Here is a 15,483-nt window from a genome sequence, read left to right as displayed (position 1 = left end):
TGCAGGCCCTAACGCGCGAGCAGGCGAGGGCCAGTCAACTCTTCGTCCCGGCCCCATCGCTCCAGCCGCAGCGCTCGAGGCGGTAGCCACGCCCTCGGAGCGTGGCGATGTGAGGCGGCGGCCTGGGTGAGACGTCGGCGCTGGCCGGCCATGGTGACGTCCAGGGTCTTGGTGGGCCGAACCAGTTCTCGTCCCACACCGGTGCCATCAGCGTTTCTCGCGAGATGGCGATGCCGGGGTTCCTGGTGAGCAGGGCGAGCAGGTCGAATCCCTTCGGCCGCAAGGCGATCTCCGTGTCATGAAGGGTGCAGCGGCGGGACGTGATGTCGATGACCAGGTCGCCGAACCGTAGTGGGGGCTGCGGTTGCGACGTGCTGGTCTGTCGGCGCAGGTGGGCGCAGAGGCGGGCCAGCAGAACGGTGAGGCTGAAGGGCTTGACCAGGTAGTCGTCGGTGCCTGCGTCTAGGCCGGCGATGACGTCGATGTCGTCGGTGGGAGCGGTGGGGATCACGATCAGCAGGTCGGGGAAGCGGGCGCGCAGGGTGCGGGCGAGGTCCCGTCCGGTGACGTGCTGGGTGGACGGCACCGGTCCGCTCGGGCGGTCTGAACCGTGATGGCGCCTGAAACTCGGCAAGGCCCCTATTGGGACACGCCCTGTGGCTCGGTACCTGCAGGTGCTGTCCCGCAACGACAGTCGACACGCCTGTGACTGGACACTTCGGTCATATATGCACAGCGCCCGGATCTTCAAGCTCGCCAAGGACTCCGCGGTCAAGGCCCGCACCTACAGGCTTCCGCGGGGGAGAGGTGGCGCTCGCAGGCATAGAGGAGGGCCAGTAACCGCAGGCGGCCGGAGTGCAGCGCAGTCCGTGTCGCCTCAGCGTCAACGCGGGGCTCCGGCGGTGCCGTTGCGGGCAGGTGATCTCGAGTTTCTTCCAACGGTGGAACGCCCCCTGACTGTGCGACGCGACCGCGGTCCTAGGACCAACGCCTGATCGGCACCCGGCCTTTTGCTGCTAGCGTGCAACTGCACATCAGTGGCAATTACCTGGAGGACGTTGGACATGGCGGTTTACACGCTCCCGGAGCTTCCCTACGACTACGCGGCGCTCGAACCGGTCATCAACCCCCAGATCATCGAGCTGCACCACGACAAGCACCACGCGGCGTACGTCAAGGGCGCGAACGACACCCTGGAGCAGCTCGCGGAGGCCAGGGACAAGGAGTCGTGGGGCTCCATCAACGGCCTGGAGAAGAACCTGGCCTTCCACCTCTCCGGGCACATCCTGCACAGCATCTACTGGCACAACATGACCGGCGACGGCGGCGGCGAGCCGTTGGAGAAGGACGGCGTGGGCGAGCTGGCGGACGCCATCGCCGAGTCGTTCGGGTCGTTCGTGGGCTTCAAGGCGCAGCTGACCAAGGCCGCCGCGACCACCCAGGGCTCCGGCTGGGGTGTCCTGGCCTACGAGCCGCTCTCTGGGCGCCTGATCGTCGAGCAGGTCTACGACCACCAGGGCAACGTCGGTCAGGGCTCCACCCCGATCCTGGTCTTCGACGCCTGGGAGCATGCCTTCTACCTCCAGTACAAGAACCAGAAGGTCGACTTCATCGACGCCATGTGGGCCGTCGTCAACTGGCAGGACGTGGCACGGCGATACGCCGCCGCCAAGGAGCGCGGCGACAGCCTGCTGCTCGCGCCGTGAACGCCGTGACGCCGTAACCGCGTCCGCACAGATGTCCTGCTCGTGATCGTCTTCTCAACCTTCACTTGCAGGCGACACAACGAAGGGCTCCCGCAAGGACGTGACTTGCGGGAGCTTTTCGCCTTCTTCTCGGCGCAATCGGACGTCAGACAGCGGATGCCGCAGGCAGGACGTGGTCACCGGTCTTGTCGGTGCTCAGGCCCAGTGAGCAGACCACCGCGTCGTGGGTGGCGCAGGCGGCCAGGTCCGAGCGCTCGTAGGGCTGGTGGCAGACGTGGCAGTCGTAGGGACCGCGCTGGGGTTGCCGTCCGCGTCGAGGATGGACCCGTCGATGCCGTCGTCGGCGCGGCGCATCCTGGCGTTCGGCGGCCCCTACTACAAGGGCAAGCACCAACTGCGCTGAGGCGATGGTGCGGTGGTGGTGCGGGGCTTGCCGTCGCAGTGGCCTGTATCTCGTCGTCCGGCAGCGGGTACCCCTGCCCCGCAAGGTGTGGATCACCGCCAACATCGGCCCGGCACTGCTGGCCTGGCTCCTCGTGATCATGCCAGCGGTGATCAGCGCCCAGGACACCGACGGAGACGTATCGACGACCTATCTGCTGGCCGCCAGCCAGAGCCTGGCCCTCGGCCCCCCTGCTCGGCCTGTCGCAGTCCATGGTGCTCCCCAAGGTCACCCGGCGCTGGGCCTGGTGGATCGGAGCCAACCTCGCCTCATGGCTCATCGTCGACGCTGTCATCTACCTGCTGGGGCGCCTGACCAGCGACCTCGACGTCCTCACCGGCGACGGATCACTCGTCGAGATCTACCTGCCCCTGATCGCCACGACACCACTCACCGGCCGAGCCCTGCTGTGGGTACTCGCCCCTGCCGCCCTGACCGCGCCCACGGCGGCCCCGCCAACGCCCTAACAAGCAGGAACAGCCCTGTGTGCAGGCAACCTAGATGTCGTGGTGCCAGGCGTGAGGTGTCAGGCGCCGCGACCGTACAGCTCGGCCGCGGTGTCGGTGGTGAACCGCTCCGGGTCTGGTCATGGCTGCTGTTGGGTGCGGCTGGCTGAGGCTTGCCGTGTGTCCGCGCCGGAGCTGACGTGCCGCTGGGTTTCCTGAGGGCCGTGCCAGTCCAGGCACATCACGGTGGCATCGTCTTCGAGCCGGCCGCCGGCAGCGTCCCGGACTGCGGACGTAAGCATCAGCGAGGTCTCCCGCGGGTGCAGGTCCCGGGTTCCCTCCAGCAGGGCGGGCAGGTCGACCTGCTCACCATGACGTTCGAGCATGCCGTCAGTGAACATGAGCAGACGGTCACCGGGGCGTAGATCGATGTCCTGAACGCGGTAGGGGTGGGGCGCGGACATGGACAGTCCGAAGGGATGGTCCACCTCGCAGGTGATCTCCTTCGCAGTCCCCTCGCGCATGCGCAATGGCCAGGGGTGGCCGGCGTTGACGAGCTGGGCCTGCCCGGTGTGGAGGTTGATGCGCAGCAGTTGCCCGGTGGCGTGACCGTGGCCGTGGTCGGCCAGCGCCTGGTCGGCCCGGTGGGCCTGCTCGGCCAGGCCCGCCCCTGCGCGGCGGGCGCCGCGCAGGGCGGCCACCAGGACCGTGGCGGCCAGGGCGGCAGCGATGTCGTGGCCCATGGGGTCGGTCACCGACACGTGCAGGGTGTCGCGGTCCAGGCTGTAGTCGAAGGTGTCGCCGCTGAGGTTTTCGGAGGGCTCCAGGCTCCCGCAGAGTGTGAACTGTGCCGCCTCGCACGACAGTGACGGGGGCAGCAGCTGATACTGGATCTCTGCCGCCAGGGTGGGGGGTACGGAGCGTTTGCCCCAGGTGTAGAGGTCGGTGAAGCGCCCGTTGGCGATCACGATGTAGGCCAGGAGGTGGGCGGCTTCCGCGACCTCGTCAAGGACGTCGTCGTGGGGGGCGGCCGGCAGGAGCAGTTCCAGCAGCCCGATCGCATCCCCCCGGTTGGTGACCGGCACGATCACCCGCTGTCCCTGTCCGGTCGCCTCCTGATACAGCCGCTGGGTACGAACCACTTCCTCGTAGACGCTGCCGAACAGGGGGATCCGCTCCGCCTCCCGGCCACCGTCCGCGGGGGCGGTGGACAGCCGCGCCACCGCCTTCCCAGTCAGATCCACAATGAGGAAAGACACCTCCGTGGCCCTGAAGCGCCGCCGCAGGTCCTCTGCGACCACGTCGACGGCGTCCACCGGCGATGCCGTCTCCGCCGCCGTCAAAAGCCGGGGGAGTTCGCTCTGTCCACCACTCATGGCCGCGGTCCCTTCGACCGACCCCTCGTACCAGCTTGGGGGCCGTCACAGTGAGCGTCAATACGTGGCCAAGCGGTTGGGGCCCGGCGCCGGGCCCGAACCTGGCCGCATGCACGCGGGCTTGGCGATGACCGGCTGGCTCTGGGGCGCGCACCTACTGGCGGGCCATGTGCATGCGCATCTCGCTCTCGGCGTCGACGATGAGGTCGCCGGACAGGTCGACGGTGACGCTGTGCAGGGTGCCGGTGAAGCGAAACGGTGTCTGGTAGTCGGGGGTGACGGCCGACCCGGGGTTGGCGCCGCACATGCCACCGGGGTTGAAGGCGATCGGGGTGGTGACCGGCATGTCGGTCTCGCCGACGAGGCGCCCGTCGATGTACAGCTGGGCCCGGCCGGGTGCGCCCTTGCCGTGGGCGATGTCCGGGGCGCCGGTGGGCTCGAACTCGAAGCGCAGGGTGTGCCGCCCCTCGGGCACGCTCTCGCCGGAGGCCACGTGGTACAGGGTCCGCTGGACGTAGTTGTGGGCGTAGTGGAGGTGGCCGTCCGTCGTCGACGACTACGTCACCGTCGCCGTCGCCGTCCAGAACGACATCGACCAGGTCGAAACCGACGTCTTCTCCCCGCACAGCCCCCGAAACGCCGACGCCGGCCGCATCTACCAGCTCAAACGCGAACTCCTTGAACTCAAGCGCGCCGTCGTCCCTCTCGCCCGCCCTCTCGACCGGCTCGCCACCGAACCCCGCGCTTGCATCGACAAGGAGATACAGGCGTACTTCCGGGACGTCGCCGACCACCTCACCCGCGTCACCGAACAGATCACTGCCTTCGACGTCCTGCTCGACTCCATCCTCCAGGCCCACCTCGCGCAGGTGACCGTCGCTCAGAACGAGGACATGCGCAAGATCACCGCTTGGGCCGCCATCATCGCCGTCCCCACCATGGTGTGCGGCGTCTACGGCATGAACTTCGACCACATGCCCGAACTGCGCTGGCGCTTCGGCTACCGGCTACCCCCTCGTCCTCGCCACCGCATGCTTCGTCATCCACCGAGGCTTCAAACGCAACGGCTGGCTGTAGTCCACGATCACCGGACCACCGAAGCCCATCACGGTCCATGATTTCCTGAATTCAGGAATTCCTGTACTGTCATGGGTGTGCTGACTGTTGCCTCCGACATCGACGTCCTGGCCCGGTTCGGGCGCGCGCTCGCCGACCCGATCCGCTGCCGCATCCTGCTCGCCCTGCGCGAGACCCCGGCCTACCCTGCGGACCTCGCCGAAGCACTCGGCGTCTCCCGCACCCGGCTGTCCAACCACCTCGCCTGCCTGCGTGACTGCGGCTTGGTCGTCACTGTGCCCGACGGCCGCCGCACCCGCTACGAGCTGGCCGACGAACGCCTCGGCCACGCGCTCGACGACCTGCGCACCGCTGTGGTCGCTGTCGAGACTGACCGCACCTGCTTGGACGCCGACGCAAAGGGGTGCTGCTGATGACCGCGATATCCCTCGGCCCCTCCCCGGCCCGCCGCGACGCGCTCGCCCGCCGGATACGCCTGCTGGTCACCGCGACCATCACCTACAACGTCATCGAGGCGGTCGTCGCCCTCACCGCCGGAACCCTCGCCTCCTCCACCGCCCTGATCGGCTTCGGCCTCGACTCGCTCATCGAGGTCACCTCAGCCGCCGCGGTCGCCTGGCAGTTCTCCGCCCGAGAGCACGCCGTACGCGAGGCCCGCGAGAAGACCACCCTGCGCGTCATCGCGCTGTCGTTCTTCGCCCTCGCCGCCTACGTCACCGCCGACGCCGTCCGCGCACTGGCGGGCACCAGCGAGGCCGAACGCTCCCTCCCCGGCATCGTGCTCGCCGCGCTGTCCCTCGCGGTCATGCCGTTCCTGTCCGCCGCCCAGCGCCGCGCGGGCCGGGAACTGGGCTCCGCCAGCGCGGTCGCAGACTCCAAGCAGACCCTGCTGTGCACCTACCTTTCCGCCGTGCTCCTGGTCGGACTGGTCCTCAACGCCACCCTTGGCTGGTCCTGGGCCGATCCCGTCGCCGCCCTCGTCATCGCGGCCGTCGCGGTCAAGGAAGGCCGCGACGCCTGGCAGGGCAAGGGCTGCTGCGCCCCGTCCGCCGCAACGGGTTCGGCTGCCGACGCCGGGGCGGGCGACGCATGCGGCTGCCGACCTGGCTGTGACTGCTGCACCTGACCAGGGCTTCGGCGAGCATGACTGGGACCGGGGAGAGGTCCCGCCCCTGGCGCCAGCCCCACCGCCGGCACCGGGTCATCGCGTGGCGCAGTGTCAGTCAGCCGGTCCGAGACCCGCACACCACGCTGTCTCCATGGCCGACGCAGCGCAGCGTTCAGTACTGCTCGGTCTCCACGAAACCCGCGTCCGCGTCGTCGTCCGCACCGAGGACAGCGGCGGTCGGGTCGAATCCGGGCGGGCTGTCCTTGAGGCCCAGGCCCAGGCCGGCCAGCTTCGCCTTGACCTCGTCGATCGACTTCGCACCGAAGTTACGGATGTCCAGCAGGTCGGCCTCGGAACGCGCCAGCAGCTCACCCACGGAGTGGACGCCCTCACGCTTGAGGCAGTTGTACGACCGAACGGTGAGCTCGAGCTCCTCGATCGGCAGGGCGAGATCGGCGGCGAGGGCGGCGTCCGTCGGGGACGGGCCCATGTCGATGCCCTCGGCCTCGATGTTCAGCTCACGGGCCAGACCGAACAGCTCGACCAGGGTCTTACCGGCCGACGCCATGGCGTCACGGGGACGCATGGCCTGCTTGGTCTCGACGTCGACGATGAGCTTGTCGAAGTCGGTGCGCTGCTCGACACGGGTCGCCTCGACCTTGTACGTGACCTTCAGCACCGGCGAGTAGATGGAGTCGACCGGGATACGGCCGATCTCCTGGCCCACCTGCTTGTTCTGCACGGCGGAGACGTAACCGCGGCCACGCTCGACGGTGAGCTCCATCTCCAGCTTGCCCTTGCCGTTGAGCGTGGCGAGGACGAGGTCGGGGTTGTGCACCTCGACACCATGCGGGGGCGCGATGTCGGCGGCGATGACCAGACCCGGACCCTGCTTGCGCAGGTACATCACGACCGGCTCGTCCTGTTCCGAGGAGACGACCAGCTGCTTGATGTTGAGGATCAGGTCGGTGACGTCCTCCTTGACGCCCGGCACGGTGGTGAACTCGTGCAGCACGCCGTCGACGCGGATGGACGTGACCGCCGCACCCGGGATCGAGGACAGGAGCGTGCGGCGCAGGGAGTTGCCGAGGGTGTAACCGAAGCCCGGCTCCAGCGGCTCGATCACGAACCGGGAACGGAACTCGTCGACGACCTCTTCGGTCAAGGACGGACGCTGAGCAATCAGCACGAGGTGTTGCCTCCAGTGGTATGGCGCCCGCTGTGTGACGCCGTGGACACCACGAAGGGTACGGGCGATACGGTCTGTGGTGGCCGCGCTGCACTTCCTCGTGGTGCACGGCACCCGCAACCTGAACTGCCTCACGGGATGAGCTTTGGTGCTCATCCTCCGATGACGTGACCCTGTGGTCCGATCCTTCGGGGTGGGCTCCTGAGTGAGGTCGCATCGGGGATGGTGATGGCTGACACCGTCGGCGGCGAGCGCAATATAGACCATGATCGCCGGTTAGCCAAACCGGCGATGGTGACGACCATTGAAGGTGTGCCATCCGGCCGGACTCAGCGAGGGAGCCGTACCGGACAAGGTGGACCGAGCCGCAGGCTCCCGGGGGAGCGAGCGGTCCTGTCGCCTGCTGCCCTGCCGACCGTGGTGCCTTTCGCTGAAACGCAGCGGCGTCTGTGCCTGCGTGAAAGGGGGCCACGCTTTTGAGGAGAGTGAGCAACCCTGTCCGTCCCGTTCAAGAAGCTTCCTCCGAATGCGAAGGGTCAGGCCCGGTATCGGTTTGTGGTCGATGTCGGGACCGATCCCGTTACCGGGAAGCGCAAGCAGTTGACCCGTACCTTCGGCACGCTGAGGGAAGCGAAGGCTGAGTACGCCCGCATCACGAACCGCCGCTACGAGGGGGCGTTCGTCGAGCCCAACAAGATCACGGTGAACGAATGGCTCGATCAGTGGCTCGCCAAGAAGGCCGAAGACCTGGAAGAGACGACCATCTACAGCTACACGATGACCCTGGGCCGTGTCCGGGGGAAGCTCGGGCACCTCCGGCTCCAGGAACTGACCGAGGACCACGTCGAGGCGTGGATGAGGTGGGCGCTTGGGGAGGGCCGCGTTCGTGGTGGCGAGACGGGCACGGGTCTCGGGGTGACCTCGGTGGAGATGTCCCTGGCCCGGCTGAAGGAGGCACTGAACCGGGCAGTGGCCCGGCGTCTGGTTGCCGCGAACGTCGCCCACGAGGTCACGATCCCTCGGAAAGTGCGCAAGGCGGAGCGCAGGGCCAAGGCGGTGGTGCAGCCCTGGAACGTCGAGGAGGTTCATGCCTTCGTGCGTGCGGTGAAGGACGACCGCCTCTACGGCCCCCTCCTTCTCTGTCTGATGGGCCTGCGGCCGGCGGAGATCTGCGGCATGCGCTGGGCCGATGTCGACCTGCCCAAGGCCACCCTGACTGTCGCCAACACGCGAACGGTGATGGGGAACAAGACCGTGGTGGAGAAGGACACGAAATCTCTCGCCGGTGAACGGCAGCTTCCCCTGCCCGATCTGGTCCGGGAGGCCCTGAAGTGCTTCAGGGCCATGCTGGTGGCCGACAAGCTGGCGGCGGGGGAGAGGTATGAGGACAGCGGGTACGTGCTCGTGGACGAACTCGGCAGAGCACTCAACGGGCGGCAGCTGCGCGAGCGGGCGTACAAGGTCATGGACGAGCACGGGCTGCGGCGGGTCCGCTTGTACGACGCTCGCGCGAGTTGCTTTACATACCTCGCGAACAACGGGGTGCCGGATCACCTCCTGGCCCGGTGGGCGGGGCACACCAACGTCAAGACCACGAAGCGCTGGTATGTGAAGCCGGATGTGGAGGATCTTCGTCCGGCAGCGGATACGTGGGGAGGTCTCGCGAGCGACCCGGCCCCCGCTCACGAAGAGAGTGTGAGATGTGGGAGCGTGAGCGGGTGAGTGAGAAGAACGTCGAAACCTTGCAATACCGCTTTGACGGGCCAGAACAGGCTCCGGTCCTGGTCTTGGGATGCTCCCTCGGTGCTACATGGCACATGTGGGACCGGCAGGTTCCGGAGCTGGCTGAGCAGTGGCGGGTCTTCCGGTTCGATCTGCCGGGGCACGGCGGCGCGCCCGCCCACCCGTCCGGCTCGGTCACCGACCTCGCGACGCGGCTGCTCGCCACCCTCGACGGGCTCGGCGTCCAGCGCTTCGGCTACGCGGGCTGTGCGTTCGGCGGGGCCGTCGGCATGGAGCTGGCGCTGCGCCACCCCGAGCGCGTGGCCTCGCTCGCGCTGATCGCCGCCTCGCCCCGCTTCGGCTCGGCCGACGAGTTCCGTCAGCGGGGCGTGATCGTACGGACGAACGGGCTCGACCCGATCGCGCGCACCTCGCCGGAGCGCTGGTTCACGAGCGGCTTCGCCGCCGCTCAGCCCGCGATCACCGAGTGGGCCGTGCAGATGGTCCGCACCACCGACCCCGGCTGCTACATCGCGGCGTGCGAGGCGCTCGCCGCCTTCGACATCCGTCCCGAACTCGGCCGGATCGGCGTCCCCGCCCTGGTCCTGGTCGGCTCCGACGACCAGGTCACCGGGCCGGCCGAGGCCCGCACCCTGGTCGCCGGGATCCCCGACGCGCGCCTCGCCGTCGTCCCCGGCGCCTCGCACCTGGTCCCCGTGGAGCAGCCCGCCGCCGTCACCGACCTGCTCGTGCGCCACTTCTCGACCGCCTGGCAGCCCGCCTTCGACACGGGCACCGGGCAGCTCACCGTCACCGGCCAGACGGCGATCCAGGCCGGCCCGGTCAGGCCGGTGCTCGGCGCGCCGGTGCCCGCCGCGCCCGTCGCCGAGATCGCCCCGGCCGCCGTCCAGCCGGAGGCCGTGGGCGGGATCGACGGGTACGAGGCCGGGCTGAAGGTCCGCCGGGAGGTGCTCGGTGACGCGCACGTCGACCGGGCGCTGGCCTCGGCGGACGAGTTCTCCGGTGACTTCCAGGAGTTCGTCACCCGCTATGCGTGGGGCGGCGTCTGGAACCGGCCCGGTCTCGACCGGCGCACGCGCAGCTGCGTCACGCTGACCGCGCTCGTCGCGGGCGGCCACCTCGACGAACTCGCCTTCCACACCCGTGCGGCCCTGCGCAACGGGCTCACCCCCGCCGAGATCAAGGAGGTGCTCCTCCAGGCGGCCGTGTACTGCGGGGTCCCCGCCGCGAACAGCGCGTTCACGGTGGCCCAGCGGGTCATCCGCGAGGAGACCACGCCGCAGGAGTGAGAAGCGGGAGAGATGGGACGCGGGAGCGGGACGCCGGAGTGGGACCGCCGTCCGGGTGCTGGTGATCCGGGCAGTGGCAGCACCCGGCTGAGCGGCCCTTCCCGCCCCGTGGACGGGGCAGGATGGATGACATGAAGCTCACGAAGAAGTCGCACGCCTGCGTCCGCATCGAGAAGGACGGGCGCACGCTCGTCATCGACCCCGGGATGTTCAGCGAGGAGGACGCCACCGCCGGCGCGGACGCGATCCTGGTCACGCACGAGCACCCGGACCACTTCGACGAGGGGCGGCTGCGCGCCGCTCTGGAGTCCCGCCCGGACCTGGAGCTGTGGACCCTGGCGTCCGTCGCGGAGCAGGTCTCGGCGGCGTTCCCGGGCCGCGTGCACACCGTCGGTCACGGCGACACGTTCACCGCCGCGGGGTTCGACGTAGAAGTGCACGGCGAACTGCACGCCGTGATCCACCCGGACATCCCGCGGGTCACCAACGTCGGCTATCTCGTCGACGGCGGCCGCCTCTTCCACCCGGGCGACGCGCTCACCGTCCCCGACCGGCAGGTGGAGACGCTGATGCTCCCCGTCATGGCCCCGTGGAACAAGATCTCCGAGGTCATCGACTACGTCCGCGAGGTGAAGCCGCAGCGCGCCTACGACATCCACGACGCGCTGCTGACGGACCTCGCCCGGCCCGTCTACGACCGGCAGATCGGTTCCCTCGGCGGCTCCGAGCACCTGCGGCTCACCCCCGGCGACTCGGCCGAGGTCTGATCACCCGGCCCCGGCCGGTTGTCGTACCCGCCGGGTAGGTTGGAGACCATGCGCATCGCCACCTGGAACGTGAACTCGGTCACCGCCCGTCTCCCGAGGCTGCTGGCCTGGCTGGAGAGCAGCGGCACGGACGTGCTGTGCGTTCAGGAAGCCAAGACCACCGCCGAGCAGTTCCCCTCCGACCAGCTGCGCGAGCTGGGCTACGAGACGGCGGTCCACGCGACCGGCCGGTGGAACGGGGTGGCGGTGCTCTCCCGCGTCGGCATCGAGGACGTGGTCCAGGGACTGCCCGGCGACCCCGGCTACGACGGCGTGCGCGAGCCCCGCGCCCTCGCCGCCACGTGCGGCCCGGTCCGCGTCTGGTCGGTGTACGTGCCGAACGGCCGGGAGCCGGAGCACCCCCACTACGCGTACAAGCTCCAGTGGTTCGAGGCCCTGAAGGCCGCGATCGCCGGGGACGCGGCGGGCAGCCGCCCGTTCGCCGTGCTCGGCGACTACAACGTGGCGCCCACCGACGACGACGTCTACGACATCGCCGCCTTCGACGGCGCCACGCACGTCACGCCGGCCGAGCGCGCGGCTCTCGCCGCGCTGCGCGAGACGGGACTGTCGGACGTGGTCCCGCGCCCCCTCAAGTACGAGCACCCGTACACGTACTGGGACTACCGCCAGCTCTGCTTCCCCAAGAACCGCGGCATGCGCATCGACCTGGTCTACGGCAACGAGCCGTTCGCGAAGGCCGTCACCGACGCGTACGTGGACCGCGAGGAGCGCAAGGGCAAGGGTGCCTCGGACCACGCCCCGGTCGTCGTCGACCTGGACGTCTGACGGACTCGGGCCCGCCTGGGGTCCGGCCGGTCACCGTCCGAGCACCCGCGGGTCGACCGAGCGGGCCATCGCCGCCAGGCCCGCGTCGTTCGGGTGGAGATGGTCGCCGCTGTCGTACGCCGCGAGCAGCCGCGCCGGGTGCGCGGGGTCGCGCAGCACCGCGTCGAAGTCGAGTACCCCGTCGATCCCGGCCTCGTCGGCGGCCTCCTGCCGGATCCAGGTGTTCACCGCGGTCCGCCGGGTGTCGGCCGCCGCGGTGCACCGGGCTTCGCCCTCGCAGGGAGCGACGGTCGCGGCCACGACCCGCACTCCGCGCGCGTGCGCACGCGCGGCGATCTCCCGCAGGCCCGCGACGACCTCGTCGGCCGACGCCCCCCAGCGCACGTCGTTGACCCCCTCGAAGACGACGACCGTACGCACGGACGTCTGGGCCAGCACGTCACGGTCCAGCCGGTGCAGCGCGCTCACCCCGCCCGTGTCGGTGGAGACCCCGTCGCCCGGATAGCGGTCGCCGACCACACGGTTCGCGGAGATCCCCTGATTCAGGACGCCATAGTGCGGGACCACATGTTGGTTCAGCACACGTGTGGCCAGCACATTGGGCCAGCGGTGGTTCGCGTCCGGCGTCGACTTCTCGCCGTCGGTGATCGAGTCACCGAGCACGACCACCGACCCCGGCCCGCCGCCCACGTCCACCCCGGTCAGCAGCGGCCAGCTCGTGATCGTCGAGGTGTACGCGGCCGGGGAGCCGTCGCCCGCGTGGTCACCGGGTTCGCTCACGTACGAGCGCTGTACCGCGAGCCGGTGCACGGGCGCCGCCGTCACCGTCCCCGGCAGATGGAAGCTGACGAGCAGATCGGCGTCCTCGGGCACGCCGAAGTCCACGGGATCGCTGAACGCCTGCGCCCCCGCCGGGACGACCGTCCCCGCCGAGCCGCGGAACGTGAGCGGCACGGGCCTCGCCACCGGAGCCGCGCCGGACGCGCGCACGGCCACGGTCGCGCTCCCGACCCGTACCGGCGACGACGCGAAGGTGTTGTCGAGCCGGATCCGGACCCGGGGGCCGCCCGCCGAGGTGTGCACCACGAGCCGCAGCGTCCGGTCGGTCCAGGGGCCGACGGCCGTGTACCCGGACGACGACGCCGCCCAGCTCCCCGTCCAGCCCCGGGTGGAGGGGCGCACCGACAGGGCGAACACATGCAGGGCGTCGTCGCGCGGCAGCTCCACCGAGGCGACCTCGCGGCCTTCGGCGATCGGCACCGTGACCACGTACAGCCGTGCCTGGTGCGCGAGGGGGCCTGCGGGCGTGTTGATGCGGGGCAGTGCCACGGCCTTCGTGGCGAGCGGGCCGGTGCGCCAGTCGGGGGCGCTCAGCCGGAACCGGGACCGGGTGCCGCCCGCGTACCGCACCGTGCCGGTACCGCCGGCCTCGGCGCCGCCCGTGGCCGCCACGAGGAAGGCGAGCGCGTCGCCGTGACCGCGCAGCCGGACCCGCTGGCCGTCGGCCCTTACGTTGTCCGGCTCGCCCGCGTCCCGGCGCGGCCAGGTCAGCCGCGCGCCCTGGACCGTCAGCGAGTGCCCGGGGGTCCATCCCGCCGCCGCCAGATCCCGCGCCGACAGGGAACCGCCGGCACCGTCGAAGTCCGCCTCGCCGGGCCGGGCGTCGTCACTGACCGCCGTGTTGTCGAAGAGCCGCTCCAGCGGGAGCGCCGCGGATCCGCCCGATGCCGTCCGGGGTCCGCCCTCCGGGGCGGCCGATCCGCCGTCCGCGACCGCGGAGGGCCCGCTCGGCACACCGCCGGGCCGGTCCGCCGCGGAGGCGGGCCCGGCCGGGACCACGGGCATCGCGGCGGCGCACAGCCCGAGCACCACGACCGCCGCTCTCCACAGACTTCGACGCACGTCCGGTCCCTCCCCGCGTCAGTGACTGACGTGATGACAGATGCGTCATGAAGCTAAGGAGGAGCGGAAGGCGCGTCAATGACAGGCGCCCGAACGTGGCCCGAACTCACCCGGACGTCACGGCGACGCCGTCACGGGCAGGCCCGCCACCATGGGGTGGTCGTGCTCGACCGTGCCGAGTCCCGCGGCGCCGCCCGGCGCACCGAGTTCGGCGAAGAACTCGGTGTCCGCCATGCGGAACTCCGACCACTCCTGAGGTGTGTCGTCCTCGAAGAAGATGGCCTCGACGGGGCAGACCGGCTCGCAGGCCCCGCAGTCCACGCACTCGTCCGGGTTGATGTACATCTTACGCGGACCCTCGTAGATGCAGTCGACGGGACACTCGTCGACGCAGGCCTTGTCCTTGAGGTCGACGCACGGCTGGGCGATGACGTAGGTCATGAGGAGTCCTCCACGGTCCAGGTGTCGTTGCCAGCGAGGAGCAGGGCGAGGTCGCCCTTGCCGTTCTGCTCGACGGCGGTGTCGAGTTGGTCGGCCATGAGCGCGTCGTACGCGGGGCGCTCGACGTCGTGGAACACGCCGATGGGGGTGTGGTGCAGGCCCGCTTCTCCATGTCCCGTGGGGCCGGCGAGGCGGGAGAGGGCGAAGGCGGTGGTCGGGGACGTGGAGTGCGCGTCGTGGACCAGGATCTGTGCCTCGTTCTCCGGCGTGACGGCCACGACTTCAAGGTCGCCGGTGCGCGGGTCGCGGACGACGCCCTTGGCGCGGTCGGCGCCGAAGCGGATGGGCTGTCCGTGTTCGAGGCGGATCACCGCCTCCTCGGCCTGCTGTCTGTCCTTCAGCGCCTCGAAGGCGCCGTCGTTGAAGATGTTGCAGTTCTGGTAGATCTCCACCAGGGCCGTGCCGGGGTGCTCGGCGGCCTGCCGCAGCACACTCGTCAGATGCCGGCGGTCCGAGTCGACGGTGCGGGCGACGAACGAGGCGCCGGCGCCGAGGGCGAGGGACACCGGGTTGAACGGCGTGTCCAGCGAGCCCATGGGTGTGGATTTGGTGATCTTGCCGACTTCGCTGGTGGGGGAGTACTGGCCCTTGGTCAGTCCGTAGATCCGGTTGTTGAAGAGGAGGATCTTGAGGTTGACGTTGCGGCGGAGGGCGTGGATGAGGTGGTTGCCGCCGATGGAGAGGGCGTCGCCGTCGCCGGTGACGACCCAGACGCTGAGGTCGCGGCGGGAGGAGGCGAGTCCGGTGGCGATGGCGGGGGCGCGGCCGTGGATGGAGTGCATCCCGTAGGTGTTCATGTAGTACGGGAAGCGGGAGGAGCAGCCGATGCCGGAGACGAAGACGATGTTCTCCTTCGCCAGGCCGAGTTCGGGCATGAAGCCCTGGACGGCGGCGAGGATCGCGTAGTCACCGCAGCCGGGGCACCAGCGGACCTCCTGGTCCGACTTGAAGTCCTTGGCGGACAGAGCGACTTCGCTCTTCGGTACCAGGGACAGTGTCTCAATGGGCATGGAGGGCCTCCTTGAGAACCGTGGCGAGCTGTTCCGCCTTGAACGGCATGCCGTTGACCTGGTTGTACGAGCGCGCGTCCACGAGGTACTTGGCGCGGA

The 15,483-nt window shown here is 69.8% G+C and carries 15 protein-coding genes and 2 pseudogenes; 9 read left to right on the top strand and 8 right to left on the bottom strand.

Features of this window, described 5'->3' with window-relative positions; translation table 11 throughout:
- Window positions 1-34: 34 nt before the first annotated feature.
- On the bottom strand, window positions 35-586 hold the full coding sequence (locus ACFY93_RS04825) for a winged helix-turn-helix domain-containing protein (protein WP_391353629.1): 552 nt from the start codon (window positions 584-586) through the stop codon (window positions 35-37).
- A 478-nt stretch (window positions 587-1,064) separates the two neighbouring features.
- On the opposite strand from ACFY93_RS04825, the gene ACFY93_RS04820 reads away from it, so the two are divergent.
- On the top strand, window positions 1,065-1,706 hold the full coding sequence (locus ACFY93_RS04820) for a superoxide dismutase (protein ID WP_334450360.1): 642 nt from the start codon (window positions 1,065-1,067) through the stop codon (window positions 1,704-1,706).
- A 145-nt stretch (window positions 1,707-1,851) separates the two neighbouring features.
- Here the strand turns inward: ACFY93_RS04820 and ACFY93_RS04815 are convergent.
- Window positions 1,852-2,060, bottom strand: a pseudogene (locus ACFY93_RS04815) (allantoin permease); the annotation flags it as partial.
- Window positions 2,061-2,360: 300 nt separating this feature from the next.
- On the opposite strand from ACFY93_RS04815, the gene ACFY93_RS04810 reads away from it, so the two are divergent.
- Window positions 2,361-2,615, top strand: coding sequence for a hypothetical protein (locus tag ACFY93_RS04810; protein WP_334450362.1), 255 nt, complete (start codon window positions 2,361-2,363; stop codon window positions 2,613-2,615).
- 119 nt (window positions 2,616-2,734) lie between these two features.
- Here the strand turns inward: ACFY93_RS04810 and ACFY93_RS04805 are convergent, their stop codons facing one another.
- Window positions 2,735-3,970: a SpoIIE family protein phosphatase gene (locus ACFY93_RS04805; protein ID WP_391353627.1), complete on the bottom strand. Its 1,236-nt coding sequence runs from the start codon at window positions 3,968-3,970 to the stop codon at window positions 2,735-2,737.
- 154 nt (window positions 3,971-4,124) lie between these two features.
- The gene (locus tag ACFY93_RS04800; RefSeq protein WP_391353625.1) at window positions 4,125-4,463 is read right to left on the bottom strand and encodes a hypothetical protein; all 339 of its coding nucleotides are present in this window, start codon (window positions 4,461-4,463) and stop codon (window positions 4,125-4,127) included.
- 52 nt (window positions 4,464-4,515) lie between these two features.
- On the opposite strand from ACFY93_RS04800, the pseudogene ACFY93_RS04795 reads away from it, so the two are divergent.
- From ACFY93_RS04795 to ACFY93_RS04785, 3 genes and pseudogenes are all read left to right on the top strand, one after another.
- Window positions 4,516-5,047, top strand: a pseudogene (locus tag ACFY93_RS04795) (magnesium and cobalt transport protein CorA); the annotation flags it as partial.
- A gap of 77 nt (window positions 5,048-5,124) precedes the next feature.
- Window positions 5,125-5,460, top strand: coding sequence for a metalloregulator ArsR/SmtB family transcription factor (locus ACFY93_RS04790; RefSeq protein WP_327318906.1), 336 nt, complete (start codon window positions 5,125-5,127; stop codon window positions 5,458-5,460).
- Window positions 5,460-6,173: a cation transporter gene (locus ACFY93_RS04785; RefSeq protein ID WP_391353622.1), complete on the top strand. Its 714-nt coding sequence runs from the start codon at window positions 5,460-5,462 to the stop codon at window positions 6,171-6,173. Before ACFY93_RS04790 ends, ACFY93_RS04785 begins: the two co-directional genes overlap by 1 nt.
- A 154-nt stretch (window positions 6,174-6,327) precedes the next feature.
- Here ACFY93_RS04785 and ACFY93_RS04780 read toward each other — a convergent pair whose 3' ends face one another.
- Window positions 6,328-7,344, bottom strand: a complete 1,017-nt coding sequence (locus ACFY93_RS04780; protein WP_391353620.1) for a DNA-directed RNA polymerase subunit alpha — start codon at window positions 7,342-7,344, stop codon at window positions 6,328-6,330.
- Between the two features lie 555 nt (window positions 7,345-7,899).
- Here ACFY93_RS04780 and ACFY93_RS04775 point away from each other — a divergent pair.
- From ACFY93_RS04775 to ACFY93_RS04760, 4 genes are all read left to right on the top strand, one after another.
- A complete protein-coding gene (locus ACFY93_RS04775) occupies window positions 7,900-9,066 on the top strand; it encodes a tyrosine-type recombinase/integrase (RefSeq protein WP_391353619.1) in 1,167 nt (388 codons plus the stop codon).
- The gene (gene pcaC, locus ACFY93_RS04770) at window positions 9,045-10,376 is read left to right on the top strand and encodes a 4-carboxymuconolactone decarboxylase (RefSeq protein ID WP_391353618.1); all 1,332 of its coding nucleotides are present in this window, start codon (window positions 9,045-9,047) and stop codon (window positions 10,374-10,376) included. Before ACFY93_RS04775 ends, pcaC begins: the two co-directional genes overlap by 22 nt.
- 131 nt (window positions 10,377-10,507) lie before the next feature.
- Window positions 10,508-11,143, top strand: coding sequence for an MBL fold metallo-hydrolase (locus ACFY93_RS04765; protein ID WP_391353617.1), 636 nt, complete (start codon window positions 10,508-10,510; stop codon window positions 11,141-11,143).
- A gap of 48 nt (window positions 11,144-11,191) precedes the next feature.
- A complete protein-coding gene (locus tag ACFY93_RS04760; protein WP_391353615.1) occupies window positions 11,192-11,971 on the top strand; it encodes an exodeoxyribonuclease III in 780 nt (259 codons plus the stop codon).
- A gap of 30 nt (window positions 11,972-12,001) precedes the next feature.
- On the opposite strand, the gene ACFY93_RS04755 is transcribed toward ACFY93_RS04760, so the two are convergent.
- The 3 genes from ACFY93_RS04755 to ACFY93_RS04745 form a co-directional block, all read right to left on the bottom strand.
- Window positions 12,002-13,873, bottom strand: coding sequence for a GDSL-type esterase/lipase family protein (locus tag ACFY93_RS04755; protein ID WP_391353613.1), 1,872 nt, complete (start codon window positions 13,871-13,873; stop codon window positions 12,002-12,004).
- A gap of 117 nt (window positions 13,874-13,990) precedes the next feature.
- On the bottom strand, window positions 13,991-14,314 hold the full coding sequence (fdxA, locus tag ACFY93_RS04750) for a ferredoxin (protein ID WP_391353612.1): 324 nt from the start codon (window positions 14,312-14,314) through the stop codon (window positions 13,991-13,993).
- Entirely contained in the window at window positions 14,311-15,384 is a 1,074-nt protein-coding gene (locus ACFY93_RS04745; RefSeq protein ID WP_391353610.1) for a thiamine pyrophosphate-dependent enzyme, read from the bottom strand. The genes fdxA and ACFY93_RS04745 overlap by 4 nt, the downstream gene beginning before the upstream one ends.
- Window positions 15,385-15,483 lie beyond the last annotated feature (99 nt).

Origin of the sequence: Streptomyces sp. NPDC008313, from assembly GCF_042956125.1 — a bacterium.
GTDB lineage: Bacteria > Actinomycetota > Actinomycetes > Streptomycetales > Streptomycetaceae > Streptomyces.
The sequence above is the reverse complement of the archived record's forward strand: the minus strand, read 5'-3'. Positions and strand labels throughout refer to the sequence as shown.

Bases quoted from the DNA above. Each gene is read 5' to 3' on its own strand.
- ACFY93_RS04820 (WP_334450360.1), top strand. From the start codon at position 1,065: ATGGCGGTTTACACGCTCCCGGAGCTTCCCTACGACTACGCGGCGCTC.
- ACFY93_RS04785 (WP_391353622.1), top strand. From the start codon at position 5,460: ATGACCGCGATATCCCTCGGCCCCTCCCCGGCCCGCCGCGACGCGCTC.
- ACFY93_RS04805 (WP_391353627.1), bottom strand. From the start codon at position 3,970: ATGAGTGGTGGACAGAGCGAACTCCCCCGGCTTTTGACGGCGGCGGAG.
- pcaC (WP_391353618.1), top strand. From the start codon at position 9,045: ATGTGGGAGCGTGAGCGGGTGAGTGAGAAGAACGTCGAAACCTTGCAA.
- ACFY93_RS04765 (WP_391353617.1), top strand. From the start codon at position 10,508: ATGAAGCTCACGAAGAAGTCGCACGCCTGCGTCCGCATCGAGAAGGAC.
- ACFY93_RS04810 (WP_334450362.1), top strand. From the start codon at position 2,361: ATGGTGCTCCCCAAGGTCACCCGGCGCTGGGCCTGGTGGATCGGAGCC.
- fdxA (WP_391353612.1), bottom strand. From the start codon at position 14,314: ATGACCTACGTCATCGCCCAGCCGTGCGTCGACCTCAAGGACAAGGCC.
- ACFY93_RS04745 (WP_391353610.1), bottom strand. From the start codon at position 15,384: ATGCCCATTGAGACACTGTCCCTGGTACCGAAGAGCGAAGTCGCTCTG.
- ACFY93_RS04760 (WP_391353615.1), top strand. From the start codon at position 11,192: ATGCGCATCGCCACCTGGAACGTGAACTCGGTCACCGCCCGTCTCCCG.